Genomic DNA, 21,196 nt, shown 5'->3' with positions numbered 1-21,196 from the left:
AGCGGATACCGTTGGTTTGTCTATCAGACCAGACTTAGTTTAATAACGCCTGCATATGGGCCACGCCCTCTTTTGCCAGTTGCGCGGCAATAACCCACATTACCGCCCCGACGATCAGATTGATGATACGTTGTGCTTTTGCCGTACGCAGACGCGGGGCAAACCAGGCCGCCAGCATCGCCAGGCCAAAAAACCAGATAACAGACGCACTGATCGTCCCCATCGCAAACCAGCGCTTCGGCTCCGCCTCCAGTTGCCCGCCGAGACTGCCGAGTACAACAAAGGTATCCAGATAGACATGAGGATTAAGCCAGGTCACCGCCAGCATAGTCGCGATGATTTTCCAGCGTCCCTGCTTCATCGCTTCGGCGCTGGCAAGCTCGATATGACTGCCGAACGCGGCTTTCAGCGCGCCATAGCCATACCACAACAAAAAAGCGACGCCGCCCCAGGTGACCAGGCCCAGCAGCCAGGGAGATTGCATCAACAAGGCGCTGCCGCCGAAGACCCCAGCGCAAATCAGCAGCAAGTCGCTCAGCGTACACAGCAAAGCCGTCATGATGTGGTACTGGCGACGGATCCCCTGGTTCATGACAAAGGCATTTTGCGGCCCCAGGGGCAAAATCAACGCTGCACCCAATATAAGCCCTTGAAAATAATATATTATCACAATACATTCTCACTCATCTTTTTCTGGATGCAGACTATAACGCGCGAGAATCATTAGCGGAAATTGAATATTTTAATGAGTAATAAGGTCAACTAATAATAGAAAGCAGTAAAAAGGCCAGCAGTGCCGGCCTTATTCTTTACTCTTCGACAGGCTCTTTCACCCGCTTGAAATTCACATCCATTTGCGGGTAGGGGAAACTGATGCCGTGCTCATCAAAGCTGCGTTTCACTTTCTCCAGCACATCCCAGTAAACGTTTTGCAGATCGCTACTGTTACTCCAGACGCGTACCACAAAGTTGATGGAAGACGCCCCGAGTTCATTCAGACGCACCGTCATTTCCCGGTCTTTCAGAATACGGTCGTCAGCCTGGATGATATCGGTCAGTAGTTTCGTGACCAGATCGATGTCGGAATCGTACGCAACGCCAATAATAAATTCGTTACGACGAACTGGCTCGCGGGAAAAGTTAATAATGTTCCCGGCGATAATTTTACCGTTGGGAACCACGATTATGCGGCCATCGGCGCTGCGCAGCGTGGTGGAGAAAATCTGCACCTGCAGAACGGTACCGGCGACGCCCCCCAAATCAACATATTCCCCGGAACGGAACGGGCGGAATGTCACCAGCAGTACCCCGGCGGCCAGGTTCGAGAGTGACCCTTGTAGCGCCAGACCGATTGCCAGACCTGCGGCACCCAGTACAGCGATGACCGAGGCGGTTTGTACCCCCACGCGCCCCAGTGCGGCTATCAGGGTAAATGCAATGACGCCGTAGCGCACCAGCGCAGAGAGAAAATCGGCAACGGTGGCATCAATGTGCCGCGCCCGCATCAGTTTATTGACGGTGTTTGAAATCATGCGGGCAACGATCATACCCACAATAATGATGGCAATGGCGGCAACAATGTTAACAGCGTAACTCAGCAGTAACGCCTGATTGGTCACCAGCCAGGAGCCTGCGTCATTGATGCTATCGACGACGTGAAGATCTTCCATTCTTTGTTCCTTATGTTGATCCGTACGAGAACAAGCCTTCCCGACGGTGGCGGACAGACACCTAAAGGGTAAACAATAAGGGACGATTTTGCCAAATGGATCACATTTAATGATGAGTGCAGGCTATTGAATCGGAAATAAAAAAGGCCCGCATAAGCGGGCCTGATTCAGGAAACAAGGCAAAAATTACAGAACGTCAACCGCGTTCAGTTCTTTGAAAGCCTGTTCCAGACGCGTGATCATAGAAGACTGCGCTGCACGCAGCCATACGCGTGGATCGTAGTATTTCTTGTTCGGCTGGTCTTCGCCTTTCGGGTTGCCCAGCTGACCTTGCAGATACGCTTCGTTGGTTTTGTAGTAGTTCAGAATACCTTCCCAGGTCGCCCATTGGGTGTCGGTATCGATGTTCATTTTGATAACACCGTAGCTTACGGAGTCTTTGATTTCCTGAGCAGTAGAACCGGAACCGCCGTGGAATACAAAGTTCAGGGCGTTGTGCGGCAGGTTATGTTTCTTGCAAACATATTCCTGAGAGTCGCGCAGGATAGTCGGGGTCAGTTTCACGTTACCCGGTTTGTACACGCCATGCACGTTACCGAAGGAAGCGGCGATGGTGAAGCGCGGGCTGATTGCGTTCAGTTTGGTGTACGCGTAATCAACGTCTTCCGGCTGAGTGTACAGTGCAGAAGCGTCCATGTGGCTGTTGTCCACGCCGTCTTCTTCGCCACCGGTGCAACCCAGTTCAATTTCCAGCGTCATGCCGATTTTGGACATGCGCGCCAGATATTTGGAGCAGATCTCGATGTTTTCTTCCAGGGACTCTTCAGACAGGTCGATCATGTGAGAAGAGAACAGCGGTTTGCCCGTAGCAGCAAAGTGTTTTTCACCCGCGTCCAGCAGACCGTCGATCCACGGCAGCAGTTTCTTCGCGCAGTGGTCAGTGTGCAGAATAACCGGAACACCGTAGTGCTCTGCCATCTGGTGTACGTGATGCGCACCAGAGATAGCACCCAGGATAGCAGCGCCCTGAGGAATGTCGGTTTTCACGCCTTTACCCGCGATGAATGCAGCACCACCGTTGGAGAACTGAACGATAACCGGTGCTTTCACTTTCGCAGCGGTTTCCAGAACGGCGTTAATGGAATCGGTGCCCACGCAGTTAACTGCTGGCAGCGCAAAGTTATTTTCTTTCGCTACCTGGAACACTTTCTGTACGTCATCACCGGTAATGACGCCCGGTTTTACGAAATCAAAAATTTTAGACATGTTTTCGAGTCCTGTATCTGTATCTTCGACCGTTGGAAAAAAGTTCGCGAGCATGACGCGCGCTGAAAATTGGGCAGGTTTCCCTGCCCATTGAATACTTACTTCTTAGCGCGCTCTTCGAGCATTGCGACTGCCGGCAGCACTTTGCCTTCCACGAACTCGAGGAACGCACCGCCACCAGTGGAGATGTAGGAGATTTTGTCAGCGATACCGAACAGGTCGATAGCCGCCAGAGTGTCGCCGCCGCCTGCGATGGAGAACGCTTCGCTGTCAGCGATGGCGTTAGCAACGATTTCAGTACCTTTGCGGAAGTTCGGGAATTCGAACACGCCAACCGGGCCGTTCCACAGAATGGTTTTCGCGTTTTTCAGGATATCAGCCAGTTTCTGTGCAGAAACATCGCCCAGGTCCAGAATCTGCTCTTCGTCTTTGATGTCAGAAACAGATTTCAGGGTAGCGGTCGCGGTTTCGGAGAACTCGGTAGCAACACGAACATCTGTCGGAACCGGAATATCGCAGGTGCCCAGCAGGCGTTTTGCTTCGTCAACCAGGTCAGCTTCGTACAGGGATTTACCCACGTTGTGTCCCTGAGCAGCAACGAAGGTGTTGGCGATGCCGCCACCGACGATCAGCTGGTCAGCGATTTTTGACAGGGAGTCCAGAACGGTCAGTTTAGTGGAAACTTTAGAACCACCAACGATAGCGACCATCGGGCGAGCAGGCTCTTTCAGCGCTTTACCCAGCGCTTCCAGTTCGTCAGCCAGCAGCGGGCCTGCGCACGCAACATCAGCGAATTTACCAATACCGTGAGTTGAAGCCTGTGCACGGTGAGCAGTACCGAAAGCGTCCATAACAAATACGTCGCACAGTGCAGCATATTTTTTGGACAGCGCTTCGTCGTCTTTCTTCTCGCCTTTGTTGAAACGAACGTTTTCCAGAACAACCAGTTCACCTGCAGCAACTTCAACGCCATCCAGGTAGTCTTTAACCAGACGTACCGGGTTGGACAGTTTGTCTTTCAGGTAATTAACAACCGGCAGCAGAGAGTACTCTTCGTTGTACTCGCCTTCGGTCGGACGACCCAGATGGGAGGTAACCATCACTTTCGCGCCTTGTTTCAGCGCCAGCTCGATGGTCGGCAGAGAAGCACGGATACGCGCATCGCTGGTCACTTTGCCATCTTTAACCGGTACGTTCAGATCCGCACGGATGAAAACGCGTTTACCTGCCAAATCCAGATCGGTCATCTTAATTACAGACATGGTGAATCCTCTCAATGATTCATAAAGTTTTGCGAACGCAATGTGCGCCCTACCTGAAACCTTTTGCGGCCATCTCTAACGTCGTGTCGAGCATTCGGTTAGCAAAGCCCCATTCGTTATCGCACCATACCAGGGTTTTAATAAGGTGCGCGCCACTGACCCGTGTTTGCGTGCCATCAACAATGGCACTGTGCGGATCATGGTTAAAATCTGTTGAGACCAACGGTAATTCCGTATAGTCAACTATACCATGAAATGTTCCCTGTGCTGCTTTTTGCAGCAACGCATTGACTTCACACGCTTTTACCGGATTTTTCACCGTCACGCTCAGGTCGATGGCCGTCACATTTATGGTTGGTACGCGCACCGCAATCGCCTCAAACCGGTCATAAAATTGCGGGAAAATACGGGTGATACCCGCCGCCAGTTTCGTGTCCACAGGAATAATAGACTGGCTGGCTGCACGCGTACGGCGTAAATCAGGATGATAGGCGTCAATCACCTGCTGATCGTGCATTGCGGAATGGATCGTGGTGACAGTACCCGATTCGATTCCCCAGGCGTCGTCAAGAAGCTTAATAATCGGAATAATGCAGTTCGTGGTGCAGGAGGCGTTGGACACAATACGATCGTCAGGTTTTAAGGCATCCTGATTGACGCCAAACACAACCGTCGCGTCGAGATCGTTACCGCCGGGATGCGAGAACAACACTTTCTTCGCCCCCGCCGCCAGATGCGCTTCGCCATCGGCACGGCTGCCAAACACGCCAGTGCAATCGAGCACTACATCAACGCCCAGCTCACGCCAGGGAAGCCCGGCAATATCGCGCTGGTGAAGAATACGAATCGCGTCTTCACCGACAAACAGCTGCTCACGCTCCTGATGTACATCCCATGCGAAACGCCCGTGGCTGGTGTCATATTTCAATAAATGGGCCATGCCTGCCGCATCTGCCAGTTCATTGATTGCCACCACGGTGACTTCAGCCCGACGCCCGGATTCATACAAAGCACGAACCACGTTGCGCCCGATGCGACCGAAGCCATTAATCGCTATGCGTACGCTCATAGATCTCCTGCAAGGTTACCCAATTTGAGGTGGCTCACAGAGTAATGCAGCAACCTTTACAGGGGAACCTCGCCTGTCACAAACTGCGTTTGATTGATTAATTGTCGAACATTTAAGCGACTGAAACGCTTCAGCTAGAATAAGCGAAACACAGAATAAAAGGAATCCATGTCCAGCCCTGGCGACCATTTATCTGACTTGCGTCACATTTTTGCGGGAATACGTCGAGTTAAAAAACAAAACGGTAACCTGTCGGTTACCGTTTTAGTATACGTCCCCTCTCCCATCGGGAAAGGGGCAGAGTGAGGGCATCAGCCCTCAATCCAATAACAATTACAGCAGCGCTTTCGCTTTAGCGATCACGTTGTCTACGGTAAAGCCGAACTCTTCAAACAGCAGCTCTGCCGGTGCAGACTCACCGAAGGTGGTCATCCCGACGATAGCGCCGTTCAGGCCCACATATTTGAACCAGTAGTCAGCGATACCCGCTTCAATTGCCACGCGTGCAGAAACCGCTTTCGGCAGTACGGATTCACGGTAGGCGGCATCCTGTTTGTCGAACGCGTCGGTGGACGGCATGGAAACCACGCGCGCCTTCACGCCTTCGGCAGTCAGTTTTTCCCATGCGGCAACCGCCAGTTCAACCTCAGAACCAGTGGCGATGAAGATAAGCTCTGGCTGACCAGCGCAATCTTTCAGCACGTAACCACCACGGGCCACGTTTGCCAGTTGCTCAGCGGTACGCTCCTGCTGCGCCAGGTTCTGACGGGACAGAATCAGCGCGGTCGGGCCATCGGCACGCTCAACGCCGTATTTCCATGCCACTGCAGATTCCACCTGGTCACACGGACGCCATGTGCTCATGTTCGGGGTTACGCGAAGGCTTGCCACCTGCTCAACCGGCTGGTGAGTCGGGCCATCTTCGCCCAGACCGATAGAGTCGTGGGTGTAGACCATCACCTGGCGCTGTTTCATCAGGGCCGCCATACGCACCGCGTTACGGGCATATTCCACAAACATCAGGAAGGTGGAGGTGTACGGCAGGAAACCACCGTGCAGGGAGATACCGTTAGCGATAGCGGTCATACCGAACTCGCGCACGCCGTAGTGGATGTAGTTACCGGCAGTATCTTCGTTAATCGCTTTAGAGCCGGACCAGATGGTCAGGTTAGAAGGCGCCAGGTCAGCGGAGCCGCCGAGGAACTCAGGCAACAACGGGCCGAAGGCTTCAATCGCATTCTGGGACGCTTTACGGCTGGCGATTTTGGACGGGTTCGCCTGCAGCTTCGCGATGAATTCATTGGCTTTTGCGTCGAAATCAGACGGCAGCTCACCGCTCATACGGCGGGTGAACTCTGCGGCTTCCTGCGGGAAGGCTTTGGCGTAGGCTGCGAACTTCTCGTTCCAGGCGGATTCTTTCGCCTGACCTGCTTCTTTTGCATTCCACTGGGCATAGATTTCAGACGGGATTTCAAATGCCGGGTGTTTCCAGCCCAGCGCTTCGCGGGTCAGTGCGATTTCCGCGTCGCCCAGCGGCGCGCCGTGGGAGTCGTGAGTACCCTGTTTGTTCGGCGAACCGAAGCCGATGATGGTTTTGCACATCAGCAGGGACGGTTTGTCGGTGACTGCACGCGCTTCTTCTACTGCACGTTTGATGGAGTCAGCGTTATGACCGTCAACACCACGTACTACGTGCCAGCCATAGGCTTCAAAGCGTGCGGCGGTATCATCGGTAAACCAGCCTTCAACGTGGCCGTCAATGGAGATACCGTTGTCGTCGTAGAACGCAACCAGTTTGCCCAGTTTCAGGGTACCGGCCAGGGAGCATACCTCGTGAGAGATACCTTCCATCATGCAGCCGTCGCCCATGAACGCGTAAGTGAAGTGGTCAACAATGTCATGGCCCGGACGGTTAAACTGCGCCGCCAGGGTTTTCTCCGCAATCGCCATGCCCACAGCGTTGGCAATGCCCTGACCCAGCGGGCCGGTGGTGGTTTCCACACCTGCGGTGTAACCCACTTCCGGGTGACCCGGGGTTTTTGAATGCAGTTGACGGAAGTTTTTCAGCTCGTCAATCGGCAGGTCGTAACCGGTGAGGTGCAGCAGGCTGTAAATCAGCATTGAACCGTGGCCGTTGGACAGCACGAAACGGTCGCGGTCAGCCCATGCCGGGTTCTGCGGGTTATGGTTCAGGAAATCACGCCACAGGACTTCGGCGATGTCAGCCATACCCATCGGGGCACCCGGGTGACCGGATTTGGCTTTCTGTACCGCGTCCATGCTCAGCGCACGAATGGCATTGGCAAGCTCTTTACGTGAGGACATTTTGACTCCAGATCGGACTGTTAAAGGCCATGCCCGGAACGACTTGACTACAGCGCGTTATGGGCTACGCCGGAAAAAAGTGCCAACAATGTAACCCAAGCGGCAAGTCATGTACATGGAGCATCCTTTTGAGGATTAAGAAATCTCTGGAAGGTGTATGGTCGTTGCGCAATGGACTCGCCCCGTAATCCTTCTATTCTTTATACTTGTGCAACTGCACCGGCTCGTTTGTGCGCGGCGCATTATCAGAATTATGAATTAACCTGCGTGGAAGATAAGAGATGAAAATTCGCCCGGCTTTGCTTGCTCTGACAACAGCGACCCTGTTGGCAGGTTGCCAGAATATGGACTCCAACGGTTTTATGACCTCCGGTGCAGAAGCTTTTCAGGCCTACACATTGAGCGACGCTCAGGTTAAAAGCCTGAGTGACGAAGCCTGTAAGCAGATGGACAGTAAAGCAACGATAGCCCCTGCGGGCAGTCAGTATAATCAGAGACTTAGCAAGATTGCCGCCGCGCTGGGCGATAATATCAACGGCCAGCCGGTGAACTACAAGGTTTACGTAGCAAAAGATGTTAACGCCTTTGCCATGGCGAATGGCTGTATCCGTGTTTATAGCGGTCTGATGGATATGATGAATGACAACGAGGTCGAGGCGGTAATTGGCCATGAAATGGGCCACGTTGCGCTCGGTCACGTGAAGAAAGGCATGCAGGTGGCGCTTGGCACCAATGCCGTGCGTGCCGCTGCCGCATCGGCGGGCGGCGTAGTAGGCAATTTGTCGCAATCACAGTTGGGTGACCTGGGCGAGAAACTGGTGAATTCGCAGTTCTCGCAGCGTCAGGAGTCCGAAGCGGACGATTATTCCTATGATCTGTTGCGCAAACGCGGAATTAGCCCGATTGGGCTGGCCACCAGCTTCGAAAAATTAGCAAAACTCGAAGAGGGTCGCCAGAGTTCTATGTTTGACGATCACCCGGCCTCGGCTGAACGTGCGCAACATATCCGCGATCGCCTGGCGGCGGACGGTATTAAGTAATTTGACATATAACATCCCCGGTGGCGCTGCGCTTACCGGGGCTACGAGTTACGCGCGTCGGTCACATCCTTCTCCACACTATCCATAAGCCGAACAGGCGCTTCATGCTTTCCAGGACGCTATAAATAAAAAACTGACCGATTTACATGATTAAACCGGTCAGTTAAAGGTGAGTCCTGATTACTCGTCTTCGAGGTAGGTATACCCGTACAGCCCTGCTTCAAACTCTTCGAGGAACTGCTGTTGCAGCGCATCGTCCAGATCGGTCTGTTTCACCTGATCGCGGAACTGAATCAGCAAAGTTTTCGGATCGAGCTGCACATATTGCAGCATATCGGCCACGGTATCGCCTTCATCCGACAGTTCAACTTCCACGCTGCCGTCAGGGAAGACAAAGACGTCCACCGCTTCGGTATCGCCAAACAGGTTATGCATGTTGCCGAGAATTTCCTGGTACGCGCCAACCATAAAGAAGCCCAGCATCGGCGGGTTTTCCGGGTCGTACTCCGGCATCGGCATCGTGGTCGCAATACCATCGCCATCCACATAGTGATCGATAGCGCCGTCGGAATCGCAGGTGATATCCAGTAACACCGCACGACGTTCCGGCGCATGATTCAAACCTTCCAGCGGCAGCACCGGGAAGAGTTGATCGATACCCCAGGCATCCGGCATTGACTGGAACAGGGAGAAGTTGACGTAAATCTTATCCGCCATACGCTCCTGCAGTTCGTCAATAATCGGACGATGCGCGCGGTTACTCGGGTCGAGCTGCTTCTGCACTTCATGGCACATGTTCAGATACAGTTGCTCTGCCCAGGCGCGCTCCTGAAGATTAAAGGTGCCGGAGGAGTAACCGATATGAATATCGTGCAGGTCCATCTGGCTGTCGTGCAACCATTCGCGCAGTGAGCGGCGGTTGCCGGTCTCATGCATCTCCAGCCAGGTTTCCCACATGCTTTGCAGGGGGCGGGCAGCGTCTTCTGGCGGAGGTGTCGCGTCGGTATATTCGTTACGCTCCACGCCGATGATGTTAGACACCAGCACAGTATGGTGTGCTGTCACCGCACGGCCCGACTCGGTAATCACTGTTGGATGCGGCAGACCATTCTCTTCGCAGGCATCGCCAATCGCCCAGATAATATTGTTGGCATACTCATTCAGGCCATAGTTCACCGAGCAGTCTGACTGGGAACGTGTACCTTCATAGTCCACACCCAAACCGCCGCCCACGTCGAAGCACTGAATGTTGACACCCAGCTTATGCAGTTCAACATAAAAACGTGCCGATTCACGCACGCCGGTGGCGATATCGCGAATGTTGGCCATCTGCGAACCAAGGTGGAAATGCAGCAGTTGCAGGCTGTCCAGACGACCGGCATCACGCAGAATATCCACCAGTTGCAGAACCTGCGTCGCCGCGAGACCAAATTTGGATTTCTCGCCGCCGGAGGATTGCCATTTACCGGAGCCCTGCGACGCCAGACGCGCACGCACACCCAGGCGCGGCACCACATTCAGGCGCTCGGCTTCTTCCAGCACAATCGCGATTTCCGACATCTTCTCAATGACCAGATAGACCTTGTGGCCCATTTTCTCGCCAATAAGTGCCAGACGGATGTATTCACGGTCTTTATAGCCGTTACAGACAATCACCGAGCGGGTCATGCCCGCATGGGCCAGAACCGCCATTAATTCGGCTTTCGAACCGGCTTCAAGACCCAGCGGCTCGCCGGAATGGATTAGCGACTCAATAACGCGACGATGCTGGTTTACTTTAATCGGGTAAACCAGGAAGTAATCGCCGTTATAGCCATAGGATTCGCGCGCGCGTTTAAAGGCGGCGTTAATAGAGCGCAGACGATGTTGCAGGATCTGCGGGAAGCAGAACAGCGCAGGTAAACGCTGGCCTTGCGCCTCACGGGCTTTTACCAGTTGAGCCAGGTCAACACGGGCTTCCGGGACATCAGGATCCGGGCATACGCTGATATGGCCCAGTTCGTTGACGTCATAATAGTTATTACCCCACCAGGCAATATTGTAAGTACGAAGCATCTTGCTGGCTTCCTGGGAGCTCATCGCAACCTCCTGCATGGAACGTAGTACACCGTGTTCGCCTGCTGACGAAGGCGAAAATGAAGACATGTCGTCAGACATAGCGAACCTCAACTCTTTGTATTAAGTGTAAAACAGTTAACTACTATCACAACGTTACGTTGCGATAACAACCCATAAACAGTCTGGCTATGCAGCATAAGATGCTGAAACGCCGACTGTGCGACCGGTTTCTTGTTCATAACATTGTAAAACACGTGACCGAACGAAATATGACGGTTCGGCGAAACCACGAGAAAACCCCTGAATCAACAGGAGAGCCCTTGTTCAGTCATCACTGAGCCATACCGGCCCGGGAGTCCTGAGAAGCGCCGAAATGGGTATAACATCGGCAGGTTTGCAGATTTGAAATGCGGGTTGCGGGGAATAAACGCGCGTCAGAACGACGCAACGGATTCTGCTGAAAGCAACGGTTCATTATCTCGTATCACCTCCACACACGTCTTGCGACCTGCGACAAGCCAAAGCCATAAATTGCTTAACCCGGCTGGAAGTGGCAACACGAGGAGTCCCGTGCGCTTTTAATATGAGCCGCGCGCGGCGTTTTATACCGATAACGGGGTGAAAATGCAAAATAAAAAATTACGTTGACGCTATCCATAGGGAAAATTTCTGTAACCAATTCAAACAGAACATCTGGAGGCTCAAAAAACGCTGGCAATGGGATTAAGAATTAACCTAGAATAGCCATCCAGATGTTAATCCATCTATACTGATTAACACTTAGACAGTCCGTGTCGCTACCTGCACGTCCTCGCGGAACAACCGTGAAGGCATCCTGACACAGTGTCTAAGCCAACCGTATTATTCCAGGGTGAAAACACAATATGGCAAAACACCTTTTTACGTCCGAGTCCGTCTCAGAAGGGCATCCTGACAAAATTGCTGACCAAATCTCCGACGCCGTGCTTGATGCGATCCTCGAACAGGATCCGAAAGCGCGTGTTGCCTGTGAAACCTATGTAAAAACCGGCATGGTGCTGGTCGGTGGTGAAATCACTACCAGCGCATGGGTGGATATCGAAGAGATCACCCGTAACACCGTTCGTGAAATTGGTTATATCCATTCTGATATGGGTTTTGATGCCAACTCTTGCGCGGTACTGAGTGCAATTGGTAAACAGTCTCCTGATATTAACCAGGGCGTTGACCGTGCCGATCCGCTGGAGCAGGGTGCAGGCGACCAGGGTCTGATGTTCGGTTATGCGACCAACGAAACCGACGTGCTGATGCCAGCGCCGATCACCTACGCGCACCGTCTGGTTGAGCGTCAGGCAGAAGTGCGTAAAAACGGCACCCTGCCGTGGTTGCGTCCGGATGCGAAAAGCCAGGTCACTTTCCAGTATGACGACGGCAAAATCGTCGGCATCGACGCGGTCGTTCTCTCTACTCAGCACGCAGAAGATATCGACCAGAAATCGCTGAAAGAAGCGGTAATGGAAGAGATCATCAAGCCGGTCCTGCCGACCGAGTGGCTGAACGAATCCACCAAATTCTTTATCAACCCGACTGGCCGTTTCGTTATCGGTGGCCCGATGGGTGACTGCGGCCTGACCGGTCGTAAAATCATCGTTGATACCTACGGCGGCATGGCGCGTCACGGTGGCGGCGCGTTCTCTGGTAAGGATCCGTCTAAAGTTGACCGTTCCGCAGCCTACGCAGCCCGTTATGTGGCGAAAAACATCGTAGCGGCTGGCCTGGCTGACCGTTGTGAGATTCAGGTCTCCTACGCTATCGGCGTGGCAGAACCGACCTCTATCATGGTGGAAACTTTCGGTACTGAGAAAGTGCCTGCTGAACAGTTAATCCTGCTGGTGCGCGAGTTCTTCGACCTGCGTCCGTATGGCCTGATTCAGATGCTGGACCTGCTGCACCCGATCTATAAGCAAACGGCGGCTTACGGCCACTTTGGTCGCGAAACCTTCCCATGGGAAAAAACCGACAAAGCGGCTCAGTTGCGTGAAGCTGCCGGCCTGAACTAACAGGACGGCGTAGCCCCGGTAAGCGTCTGGGGTGTTTCCCGGATGCGACAGAGTTTAACAGGCCAGCCTTGTGCTGGCCTGCTACTTTTCAGAGCCCGGTAATCCCGCGCGTTTACAAAAATTGACTAAACTTCTAAAGCGTTTTCAATACGTTAATGATAACGATTACATAGCCGCTTTGCTGTTATCGATGCTGCTTATTATCCGGTCTTTATTAATTAAAGTCCCGCTGTTACATCCTCCTTTCGGTTTAGTCCGAAACTACCGTCATCCCCTCCCGCCTCTATTTCTTATATCTATAATATTTATCAGTTTTATTTGCCTGCCCGTTTTTGGTCGAATGTAACCGATTACACTTGCGTGACATTCATCACAAAAAACAGCCCGGCATTGACCTACGTTTACCATCGCAAAAACTGATATAACGAATGGAGGGCATCATGCCTGACAATAAAAAACAGGGACATTCAAACAAGGCGATGACCTTTTTTGTCTGCTTCCTTGCTGCACTGGCAGGACTTCTCTTTGGCCTGGATATTGGTGTTATCGCCGGGGCGCTGCCCTTTATCACCAATGACTTTAAAATTGACTCCCACGTACAGGAGTGGGTGGTCAGTTCAATGATGTTTGGTGCCGCCGTCGGCGCCGTGGGTAGCGGATGGATGTCGTGGAAACTCGGGCGTAAAAAAAGCCTGATGATCGGCGCAATTCTCTTTGTTATTGGTTCTCTGTGTTCTGCCGTTGCCCCTAACGTCGAAGTACTGATTATTTCCCGCATTATTCTTGGTCTTGCTGTGGGGATCGCGTCTTATACCGCCCCGCTCTATCTGTCCGAAATAGCACCGGAAAAAATCCGTGGCAGTATGATTTCGATGTACCAGTTGATGATCACCATCGGTATTCTCGGTGCTTATCTGTCGGATACGGCATTTAGCTATAGCGGCGCATGGCGCTGGATGCTCGGCGTGATTGTTATTCCGGCGATCCTGCTGCTTATCGGCGTGTTCTTCCTGCCGGATAGCCCGCGCTGGTATGCCGCCAAACGCCGTTTCCATGACGCGGAACGCGTGCTGTTACGCCTGCGTGATACCAGTGCCGAAGCCAAAAACGAGCTGGATGAAATTCGTGAGAGCCTGCAGGTGAAACAGACCGGCTGGGCGCTGTTTAAAGAGAACAACAATTTCCGTCGCGCGGTCTTCCTTGGCGTGCTGTTGCAGGTTATGCAGCAGTTCACCGGCATGAACGTCATCATGTATTACGCGCCGAAAATCTTCGAGCTGGCAGGCTACAGTAATACCACGCAGCAAATGTGGGGGACGGTCATCGTCGGTCTGACCAATGTCCTGGCCACCTTTATCGCGATCGGCGTTGTCGACCGCTGGGGCCGCAAACCCACGCTGGTGCTTGGCTTCCTGGTGATGGCTGTCGGCATGGGGATTCTGGGGACCATGCTGCATCTGGGCATTCACTCGCAGGGCGCACAATACTTTGCCGTCGCCATGCTGCTGATGTTTATTGTCGGGTTTGCCATGAGTGCCGGTCCGGTCATCTGGGTGCTGTGCTCGGAAATTCAGCCGCTGAAAGGGCGTGATTTTGGTATCACCTGCTCAACAGCAACCAACTGGATAGCGAACATGATTGTCGGCGCCACGTTCCTCACCATGCTGGACTCCCTTGGCAACGCCAATACCTTCTGGGTCTACGGTGGCCTGAACGTCCTGTTTATTATCCTGACGCTGTGGCTGGTTCCGGAAACCAAACATATTTCGCTGGAGCATATCGAGCGTAATCTGATGAAAGGTCGCCCGCTGCGCGAAATCGGTTCCCATAATTAAGTTGATGGCGTGCCTGTAAACCACAGGCACGCTCTTTCACATGCGATACCGCAGGCCAGCCCTCATCCGACGGCTGGCCTGCTCACCTTCTGGCAGAATAATCTGAATTTTCTCCCCCGCTACGGTGATATTCACAGCGGCAAAAATTTCCGCCGTTCTGCGCTTGCTGCGGCCAATACGCCATTTTTTATCTGCCAACGCCCCCGAAGAGTGAAACGTTAGTTATTACGCCATTCATTTTTATTATTTTCATTTGAAACATGATAATGATAATTATTGTGTTAACATTCAGTTATTCTTTAGTAAAAACATATGTATGTCACTGTAATGTAAGGAACATGACGGGTGTCGATTCCCATCAGTCTTTTCCTTGCACAGGCATATTCTTTAATAGCCAGGAACACGCATGGATCACATTGTTTACGTTGTGGACGATGATAATTCCGTCAGGCAGGCTCTGGTCAGCCTGCTGCGAGCAGAGGATTATCGGGTGGCCGACTTTTCCTCAGCGCAAGCGTTTCTGTCCCACCCTTTTACCTCACAGCCAGGCTGTCTGATTCTGGATATGAATATGCCCGGTGCCAGCGGTTTCGACGTCACCGACGCCCTTTCCAGGCTTGGACATGCGATTCCGGTTATTTTCCTGACCGGTTTTGGCACCATTCCGCTCTCGGTCAAAGCGATGAAGGCAGGGGCATATGAGTTTATGACCAAACCCGCTGTTCCCGGTTTGTTGCTCCAGGCCGTTGCCGATGCCCTGAAACTGGCGGAGAAAACCCTCGACGAAACGCAAGAGATACAGGCGTTGACCACCCGTTATGACTCACTGACGCCGCGCGAAAAAGAGGTGTTTCAACTGGCCATTGGTGGCCTGCTGAATAAACAGATCGCCACCGAAATGGGCGTCAGCGAGATCACCGCCAAAGTACATAAAAAGCGGGTGATGGAGAAAATGCAGGTCCGTTCCCTGACCGATCTGGTCAGGGCTGCAGATCGTCTGAATATTCAAAAAACCCTCGGGCGATAACGGCCAGGTTCAGGCTTCAGCGGGGTGTGTCGGCAAGGTAAAGGTAAAGACACTGCCGCAAGGCTGGCGAGGTTCCGCCGTCAATTTACCGCCGTGCTTTTCAATAATGCCGTAGCTGATACTCAGCCCCATCCCCATGCCCTGCTCCTTGGTGGTATAGAAGGAGTCAAACAGACGCTTCTGCACTTCGGGCGTAAAGCCTACGCCGGTATCGGCGATGGCCAGGCGAATTTTACCAGGTTGCGGATTCTCTGAACTCACCGTCAGCATTAGCGGATGATCATCTATCCCCGCCATGGCATCAATCGCATTGACGATCAGGTTTAACAGCACCTGCTGTATTTGTACGCTATCGCCAAAAATCTCAGCATCCTGCGCCGCAAGATGGTAATGCAATGCGATCTCCTGGCGTTCCAGCTCGCTGCGCGACAGCGCCACAATATGGCAGACAAGGTGATGCAGGTTAATGCGCGTGCAGGCAGAGGTCTGGTTGCGCGTCAGCGCCTGCAAGCCGCGGATAATATTACCCGCCCGCTCTCCCTCGCTGATGATCTCCTCAAGGCTTGCGCGCGCATTACCGAGCATTGCAGGCTCGCGGCTCAGCCAGCGCAGACTGGCGCCCGCATTGGCCACAATCGACATCAGCGGCTGGTTAATCTCATGGGCGATAGAGGCCGTCAGTTGACCAACGGTGGTCGCGCGGGAAACACGGGCGAGATCGGCCTGCGCCACGCGAACCGCATCCTCAGACTGGCGACGCGCCGTGATATCCGTGATAACGCCGAAATACTCCGCGACGTTAGCCTCATATTCCACCGGGTTGCCCACGCCCAGAATATAACGGCATTCCCCGTCCGGGCGGAAAATACGAAACTCCGCCCGCATGGAGACGCCATTACGCACACTATCGTTAACCAGCGTGTTGATCCGTGGGAAATCCTCCGGATGCACCAGCGTCATAAAGTCGGCCATTGATAATGTACGCTGATGGTCGGGCAGGCCAAGAATGCGCGCATACTCGTCGGAAACAAACATCACATCCTGTTCCAGTTCCCAGCGCCAGGTACCGGTATTGCTGATTTTCTCCCCAAGCATTAGCGAGGTCTGGCTGGCGCGTAGCTCTTTTTCCGCCCGGCGACGCTGCACGTTCTCTTCGACTCGCTCGGCATAAAGGCGCGCAGTCTCCAGCGAAACCGCCGCCTGCGCCGCCAGCATCCTGACGATACGCGAATGCCCGGCGGTGAAAATCTCCGGCATTACCCGATTTTCCAGATACAGCACCCCTACCAGTTTGCCCTGTTTATGCATCGGTACGCACATAATGCCCGCGCCGGACGTTACCAGATAGGGATCCTGACTGAACGGGCCGAACAACTCAGACTTGCTGATACGAATCTCCTGCCCGGTACGCATCACCGCCGCCAGTACCGACAGCGGCATATCGGTAGCCGAAGGGCGCTCCCGGACAATCTGTACCTTCACCCCTTCCGAGGAGGTTTCCGCCCACGCCTGGGTTTCGGGAATGGTATTATCAAGGATGCGAATCAAGAGCCCACGCAGTGCCCCCGCCCGCTCCAGTAACATCGTCATCAACGTATGGACGAGGCGGTCGAGGTCAATCTCCTCGGTCATGGCACGCACCGCCCGCAAAACACTTTCCAGGTCGTGCATCATTTCATTTTGCGCGAAAGTGATGGTGTCATAAGGCGAACGTGGCCCTGAGGAGGCCAGATGGGGGTACAGTCGTTCAAGCTGACGCAGTTTTGCCACCGCCCCCCAGCGCCGCCAGGCGGAGAAAGCATTTTTGAAATAGCCGTCTGCGGCTACATGCCAGCCCATCGCTTTGGCAAAACCCCCGGCCAGTTCGCACGCCAGCCCGTTCACCGGGTGGCATTCAGTCTCTGCGGAAAGGGCTATCGCGTTTTCGTACCAGGCGATGGCGATATCGTTGGTCTGCTCCAGTCTCGCCAGCTCCGCACGCACCAGCGCCGCCTTGTCGGCAAAGGTCGTCGGGTTATGCTCAGCCCAGCGTGCAATAACGTCATAATGGGCGACAAGGGTTTCCCGCTGTGCGGGCGTCACGGTTGCCGGCGTCACCCTCTGTGCCAGTGAGAGGGCGCTGTAGAAATGGTAATCCAGCAGATGCAGATAACCCGGCACCATATCGGCTACCGGGGCCGCCTTTTCCAGGCAACGGGAAGCATCGTCATACTCACCCGCCATAAAATGGGCCATTCCCTGATAGAGCCAGAACCAGAAAATGGTCAGCGGTATCGGCTGACTCTCATGCTTATTGGTCGCGTTCAGGAGCGCCTCGGAATAGAGGTTATGACCACTTAAATTGCCCGAACCGGCGCTACGCAAATGGTTAACGTACAGACGCTGGATAAGAAGCATGACCTCGACATCCGGGAAACGTAGTTTGCGGATAAAACTCAGCCCACCTTCTATGGTCGTCAGCACCCCGTCGAGGTGATCGCCACGGATCAGGAAGTTCATGGTCTGATGTCGGATAATAAAGCAGGCGGCGGTTAAATCCCCGTGCTCGACCGCCGCCGTAAAGCACGCTTTAGCGTGATCCACCGCAACGCTAAGCGGCTTCACCCAGGCACTGCACAAATCCACCGCCAGAAAGGTACGGCCCATAAAGGGGGTTAGAGGTTGCTCCTCAACCAAATCGCGCCCCAGCAGCGTATACCTGTACCCCTTTTCGTAGGCATGATAGCGACAACCAATCATGACGCCGTACCAGGCAATCGCCGTGGTAAACGCGCCGCTAACGCCATGCTCCAGGGTCATCAGTATGACCCGGCAGAGTAAAAGAAAATGCAGGCGCGGGGCGGTAAACGCGGCAAACATACTGGCGCTGAGCATCAGGTTGATGACGGCTTCTGCCTCGGGGTTATTAATCCGCGCAAGCTGGCGAAAATGGCTCTCCGGCTCATCCCCAAGACGGGCCTCAATGATTTGCCAGCCCTCGTCGCACTCCGCATCAGTCGGCGCACGGCTCAGGTGAATACCGAACACCGCAAGCCAGGCCAGTGCGGTCTCCAGCGCAAGGCTCATATCCGACTGTCGCATCTGCACTTCCGCCATCATGCCTGCGGTAATCGCCTTTTGTTGCAAGCTGCCGGGCGCGCGCAGAAGTTGATGACACAGGGTCAGCGCAGATGGAAGATTACCCTGCAAAAACTCACACTCCGCCTCTTCAAAAGCGAGCGCGAAATCCTCATCAGGCGCGGTCATCAGGGCATCGTCTTTCAATAACCGCGCTGTACGCAGATAGCGCACCGCCGAGGCGTAATCCCCGGTCAACCGGGCGCGCTGCGCGGCAAGACGGCAGACCGCACGATAATGGTCGCGTTCGGGAGATAAGCGAATACAGTCGATGGATGACGCAATGTGGTGGACCGCCAGAAACAGATTTTCATTGCTGTCATTTTGTGACACGGCCTCAGTAAAGAACCGCGCGGCAGCAAAATTGAGATGACAAATATCATCCGCTTCGAGCAGTGCCTGCGCCGCCTTCTGCACCCGATCATGGGTAAAGGCATACTGGTCGCCGCTGCGGCCGATCAGTCGGGCGGCAACCGCAGGCAGCAGATGTTCATGTAGCAGCTCCGGCGCTATCTTCTGCATTGCGCTGAGCAGTGCGGGATTACCGTTTCCTCCCACGCAGGCCAGACAACCCAGCAGTTTGCGCGTCAGGGAGGGCATCTCTGCCAGTTGTTGCAGGACCAGGCTTGCCACATTTTCCGTGTAATTACGTGAACGGATCGCCTGTGCGTCGTAGTGCAACTTGCCGTGCTGTTTGTGATGGGTAATCAGCCCGTCTTTGACGATGCGCTGAATAAACTCATGGGTAAAGAGTGGGTTACCACCGGTTTTTTCGTGGATCAGCGCCGCCAGTTCGCCAAGGCAGGCGGCCCGCGTCTGCAACAGTTCCGCCAGCCATCGCGACACCGCTTTCACGCTCAACGGCTCAGGCCGCAGCTCGACGGTATAGCGGGCACCGACGCGCAGTGTCGACAACAGCGCCTGTTCGCTGGCATCCGCAAACACACCGCTGTCAGCGTACGAAACCACCAGCAGCAACGGCAACGACTCACTGCAACTGATAAGGTGTTCCAGCAGATGCAGGCTGGCCTGATCTATCCAGTGAATATCATCAATTAGCAGAACCAGCGGTCGGTCCGGGGTGGCAAACGCCTCAACCAGCCGATGCGCCATCATATTGAAACGCATTCGGCTATCCGCCGCCTGGGTATTCACAACAGCCAGGGGTGGGTTTTCAAGCAGTAGACCTAACTCCGGCACCAGATTGACCGCCAGCGCGGCATGAACGCCAAGCGCCCGTGTTAAACGCATTTTCCAGCGGGCCACCTCTTCCGCGCCCTGGCCGAGTAACCAAAGCGTCAATGCGCGAAACGCAGAGGCAATGACCGTATAAGGCAGAACCGGCGAATACTGGTCGGCCTTACTCACGGCGAGTAACGCCTGCCGCTGTTGCAGCTTCCTGAGCGCCGAAGCAATGAGTGAAGATTTACCGCAGCCCGGCGGTCCACCGATCGTGACCAGGGCATGCGCGCCACTTTCCACCACCCGGTCAAATACCGTCAGCAGTTGATGGTGCTGCGGATGGTCGAGAAAAAGCGGGTCCGGCTGCAGACGCGCGGCAACCCGGTCCTGCAAGCCGGGAATAAACGGCGTAATTTCACCATTTTTGGCCAGCGAAGCCTCGCAGCGACGCAGGTCGGCAATCAACCCGTCGACCGTCTGGTAACGATGGTCCGGCGATTTTTCCAGCAGTCGCAAAATAATATCCGACAGCGTTGGCGGAACCGATGAGCGTACCTGCCGTGGTGGTCTGGGAGCGGAGGCAATATGGTGATGGGCCCATTCCGCCTGCCCGCCCTCGCTGAGATCGAAAGGCAGCTCGCCGGTCAGCAACTCGTAGAGCACAATGCCAAGACTATAGAGATCGCTGCGGCTGTCGACCCTGTCCGGCGTACGGGAAGTGTGCTCCGGCGACATATACGCCAGCGTACCGCCAGGTTCCGTCAGGCGAGACGGGTCAAAGGCATCCGTCCCTTCGCTGGCAAGGCCAAAACCGCCCAGACGGTAAGCGCCGCCGGGGTCGATAAAAAAGTGGCCGGGTTTGATATCGCTGTGCATCAACCCCTGCGCATGCATCTGGCGTAGCGGGGCACACAGGCCAATGGCAACGGAAAGAAAATCGGCAATGCTTCGGGTGCGCAGCCGGGGCAGTTGTGCAAGCGTGCGGAAAGGAAATGGCGTATAGACCAGCGCGTAATGTCCATGATAACTGGTACTGCTGAACGGCTTTACCGCCCATGCGTCAGAGAGCCGCCTGCGCAGCGCAAATTCATTTTTTAAGCGTTGGGTGGTATGAAACGCGGCTTCATCGCTTGATACGGCCGCGCAGGCAAGAATAAAGCTGCTGCCGGAGTGTAGCGGCTGGCAAAGTGTCCAGGCGATCCCTCCTTCCTGCGTCAGCGGAGTGAAAATGATGTCATCGGTTAAGGTGACAACCTCACCATCCATCATTTTACCGGCAGCAGAAAGTTTCTCGCTCATTAGCGCT

The 21,196-nt window shown here is 54.2% G+C and carries 15 protein-coding genes; 4 read left to right on the top strand and 11 right to left on the bottom strand.

Translation table 11 applies throughout. The annotated features are described in order from the left end of the window. Positions 1–34: 34 nt before the first annotated feature. The 6 genes from argO to tkt all read right to left on the bottom strand — a co-directional run bounded on the left by argO (position 35) and on the right by tkt (position 7,592). Positions 35–670 carry an arginine exporter ArgO gene (gene argO / locus ACS0RQ_RS04415; protein ID WP_271849746.1) on the bottom strand — a complete coding sequence of 212 codons (636 nt, stop codon included), beginning with the start codon at positions 668–670 and terminating at the stop codon, positions 35–37. 139 nt (positions 671–809) lie between these two features. Further along, the gene (locus ACS0RQ_RS04410) at positions 810–1,670 is read right to left on the bottom strand and encodes a small-conductance mechanosensitive channel MscS (protein WP_039077994.1); all 861 of its coding nucleotides are present in this window, start codon (positions 1,668–1,670) and stop codon (positions 810–812) included. A gap of 186 nt (positions 1,671–1,856) precedes the next feature. Beyond that, positions 1,857–2,936 (bottom strand): class II fructose-bisphosphate aldolase, encoded by a 1,080-nt coding sequence (gene fbaA / locus ACS0RQ_RS04405; RefSeq protein WP_271849745.1) that lies wholly within the window; start codon positions 2,934–2,936, stop codon positions 1,857–1,859. 98 nt (positions 2,937–3,034) lie between these two features. Continuing rightward, entirely contained in the window at positions 3,035–4,198 is a 1,164-nt protein-coding gene (gene pgk, locus ACS0RQ_RS04400) for a phosphoglycerate kinase (RefSeq protein WP_039077995.1), read from the bottom strand. A 49-nt stretch (positions 4,199–4,247) separates the two neighbouring features. Then, positions 4,248–5,267 (bottom strand): erythrose-4-phosphate dehydrogenase, encoded by a 1,020-nt coding sequence (gene epd / locus ACS0RQ_RS04395; protein ID WP_271849744.1) that lies wholly within the window; start codon positions 5,265–5,267, stop codon positions 4,248–4,250. A 333-nt stretch (positions 5,268–5,600) separates the two neighbouring features. After that, entirely contained in the window at positions 5,601–7,592 is a 1,992-nt protein-coding gene (gene tkt / locus ACS0RQ_RS04390; RefSeq protein ID WP_334632645.1) for a transketolase, read from the bottom strand. 281 nt (positions 7,593–7,873) lie between these two features. Between tkt and loiP the strand changes: the two genes are divergently transcribed. Next, on the top strand, positions 7,874–8,632 hold the full coding sequence (gene loiP, locus ACS0RQ_RS04385; RefSeq protein WP_039077998.1) for a metalloprotease LoiP: 759 nt from the start codon (positions 7,874–7,876) through the stop codon (positions 8,630–8,632). Between the two features lie 180 nt (positions 8,633–8,812). Here loiP and speA read toward each other — a convergent pair whose 3' ends face one another. From speA to yqgG, 3 genes are all read right to left on the bottom strand, one after another. Continuing rightward, positions 8,813–10,789 (bottom strand): biosynthetic arginine decarboxylase, encoded by a 1,977-nt coding sequence (gene speA, locus ACS0RQ_RS04380; protein ID WP_072039714.1) that lies wholly within the window; start codon positions 10,787–10,789, stop codon positions 8,813–8,815. A gap of 8 nt (positions 10,790–10,797) precedes the next feature. Continuing rightward, positions 10,798–10,887 (bottom strand): acid stress response protein YqgB, encoded by a 90-nt coding sequence (gene yqgB / locus ACS0RQ_RS04375; protein WP_271849771.1) that lies wholly within the window; start codon positions 10,885–10,887, stop codon positions 10,798–10,800. 134 nt (positions 10,888–11,021) lie between these two features. After that, the gene (gene yqgG / locus ACS0RQ_RS04370; RefSeq protein ID WP_418904020.1) at positions 11,022–11,165 is read right to left on the bottom strand and encodes a small protein YqgG; all 144 of its coding nucleotides are present in this window, start codon (positions 11,163–11,165) and stop codon (positions 11,022–11,024) included. 409 nt (positions 11,166–11,574) lie between these two features. Between yqgG and metK the strand changes: the two genes are divergently transcribed. Beyond that, positions 11,575–12,729, top strand: a complete 1,155-nt coding sequence (metK, locus tag ACS0RQ_RS04365) for a methionine adenosyltransferase (RefSeq protein ID WP_039078000.1) — start codon at positions 11,575–11,577, stop codon at positions 12,727–12,729. Between the two features lie 440 nt (positions 12,730–13,169). Beyond that, entirely contained in the window at positions 13,170–14,564 is a 1,395-nt protein-coding gene (locus tag ACS0RQ_RS04360) for a sugar porter family MFS transporter (RefSeq protein ID WP_271849743.1), read from the top strand. Positions 14,565–14,600: 36 nt separating this feature from the next. Here ACS0RQ_RS04360 and ACS0RQ_RS04355 read toward each other — a convergent pair whose 3' ends face one another. Continuing rightward, entirely contained in the window at positions 14,601–14,762 is a 162-nt protein-coding gene (locus ACS0RQ_RS04355) for a hypothetical protein (RefSeq protein ID WP_271849742.1), read from the bottom strand. A 208-nt stretch (positions 14,763–14,970) separates the two neighbouring features. Between ACS0RQ_RS04355 and ACS0RQ_RS04350 the strand changes: the two genes are divergently transcribed. After that, positions 14,971–15,591 carry a response regulator transcription factor gene (locus tag ACS0RQ_RS04350; RefSeq protein WP_271849741.1) on the top strand — a complete coding sequence of 207 codons (621 nt, stop codon included), beginning with the start codon at positions 14,971–14,973 and terminating at the stop codon, positions 15,589–15,591. Between the two features lie 9 nt (positions 15,592–15,600). Here ACS0RQ_RS04350 and ACS0RQ_RS04345 read toward each other — a convergent pair whose 3' ends face one another. Beyond that, on the bottom strand, positions 15,601–21,189 hold the full coding sequence (locus ACS0RQ_RS04345) for an ATP-binding sensor histidine kinase (protein WP_499079262.1): 5,589 nt from the start codon (positions 21,187–21,189) through the stop codon (positions 15,601–15,603). Between the last annotated feature and the right edge of the window lie 7 nt (positions 21,190–21,196).

This window comes from Phytobacter diazotrophicus, from assembly GCF_052061655.1.
GTDB classification, from domain to species: Bacteria; Pseudomonadota; Gammaproteobacteria; order Enterobacterales; family Enterobacteriaceae; genus Phytobacter; species Phytobacter diazotrophicus.
The sequence above is the reverse complement of the archived record's forward strand: the minus strand, read 5'-3'. Positions and strand labels throughout refer to the sequence as shown.

Bases quoted from the DNA above. Each gene is read 5' to 3' on its own strand.
- loiP (WP_039077998.1), top strand. From the start codon at position 7,874: ATGAAAATTCGCCCGGCTTTGCTTGCTCTGACAACAGCGACCCTGTTG.
- metK (WP_039078000.1), top strand. From the start codon at position 11,575: ATGGCAAAACACCTTTTTACGTCCGAGTCCGTCTCAGAAGGGCATCCT.
- yqgG (WP_418904020.1), bottom strand. From the start codon at position 11,165: ATGAACCGTTGCTTTCAGCAGAATCCGTTGCGTCGTTCTGACGCGCGT.
- pgk (WP_039077995.1), bottom strand. From the start codon at position 4,198: ATGTCTGTAATTAAGATGACCGATCTGGATTTGGCAGGTAAACGCGTT.
- speA (WP_072039714.1), bottom strand. From the start codon at position 10,789: ATGTCTGACGACATGTCTTCATTTTCGCCTTCGTCAGCAGGCGAACAC.
- yqgB (WP_271849771.1), bottom strand. From the start codon at position 10,887: ATGCTGCATAGCCAGACTGTTTATGGGTTGTTATCGCAACGTAACGTT.
- ACS0RQ_RS04350 (WP_271849741.1), top strand. From the start codon at position 14,971: ATGGATCACATTGTTTACGTTGTGGACGATGATAATTCCGTCAGGCAG.
- ACS0RQ_RS04410 (WP_039077994.1), bottom strand. From the start codon at position 1,670: ATGGAAGATCTTCACGTCGTCGATAGCATCAATGACGCAGGCTCCTGG.
- epd (WP_271849744.1), bottom strand. From the start codon at position 5,267: ATGAGCGTACGCATAGCGATTAATGGCTTCGGTCGCATCGGGCGCAAC.
- ACS0RQ_RS04345 (WP_499079262.1), bottom strand. From the start codon at position 21,189: ATGAGCGAGAAACTTTCTGCTGCCGGTAAAATGATGGATGGTGAGGTT.
- tkt (WP_334632645.1), bottom strand. From the start codon at position 7,592: ATGTCCTCACGTAAAGAGCTTGCCAATGCCATTCGTGCGCTGAGCATG.
- fbaA (WP_271849745.1), bottom strand. From the start codon at position 2,936: ATGTCTAAAATTTTTGATTTCGTAAAACCGGGCGTCATTACCGGTGAT.
- ACS0RQ_RS04360 (WP_271849743.1), top strand. From the start codon at position 13,170: ATGCCTGACAATAAAAAACAGGGACATTCAAACAAGGCGATGACCTTT.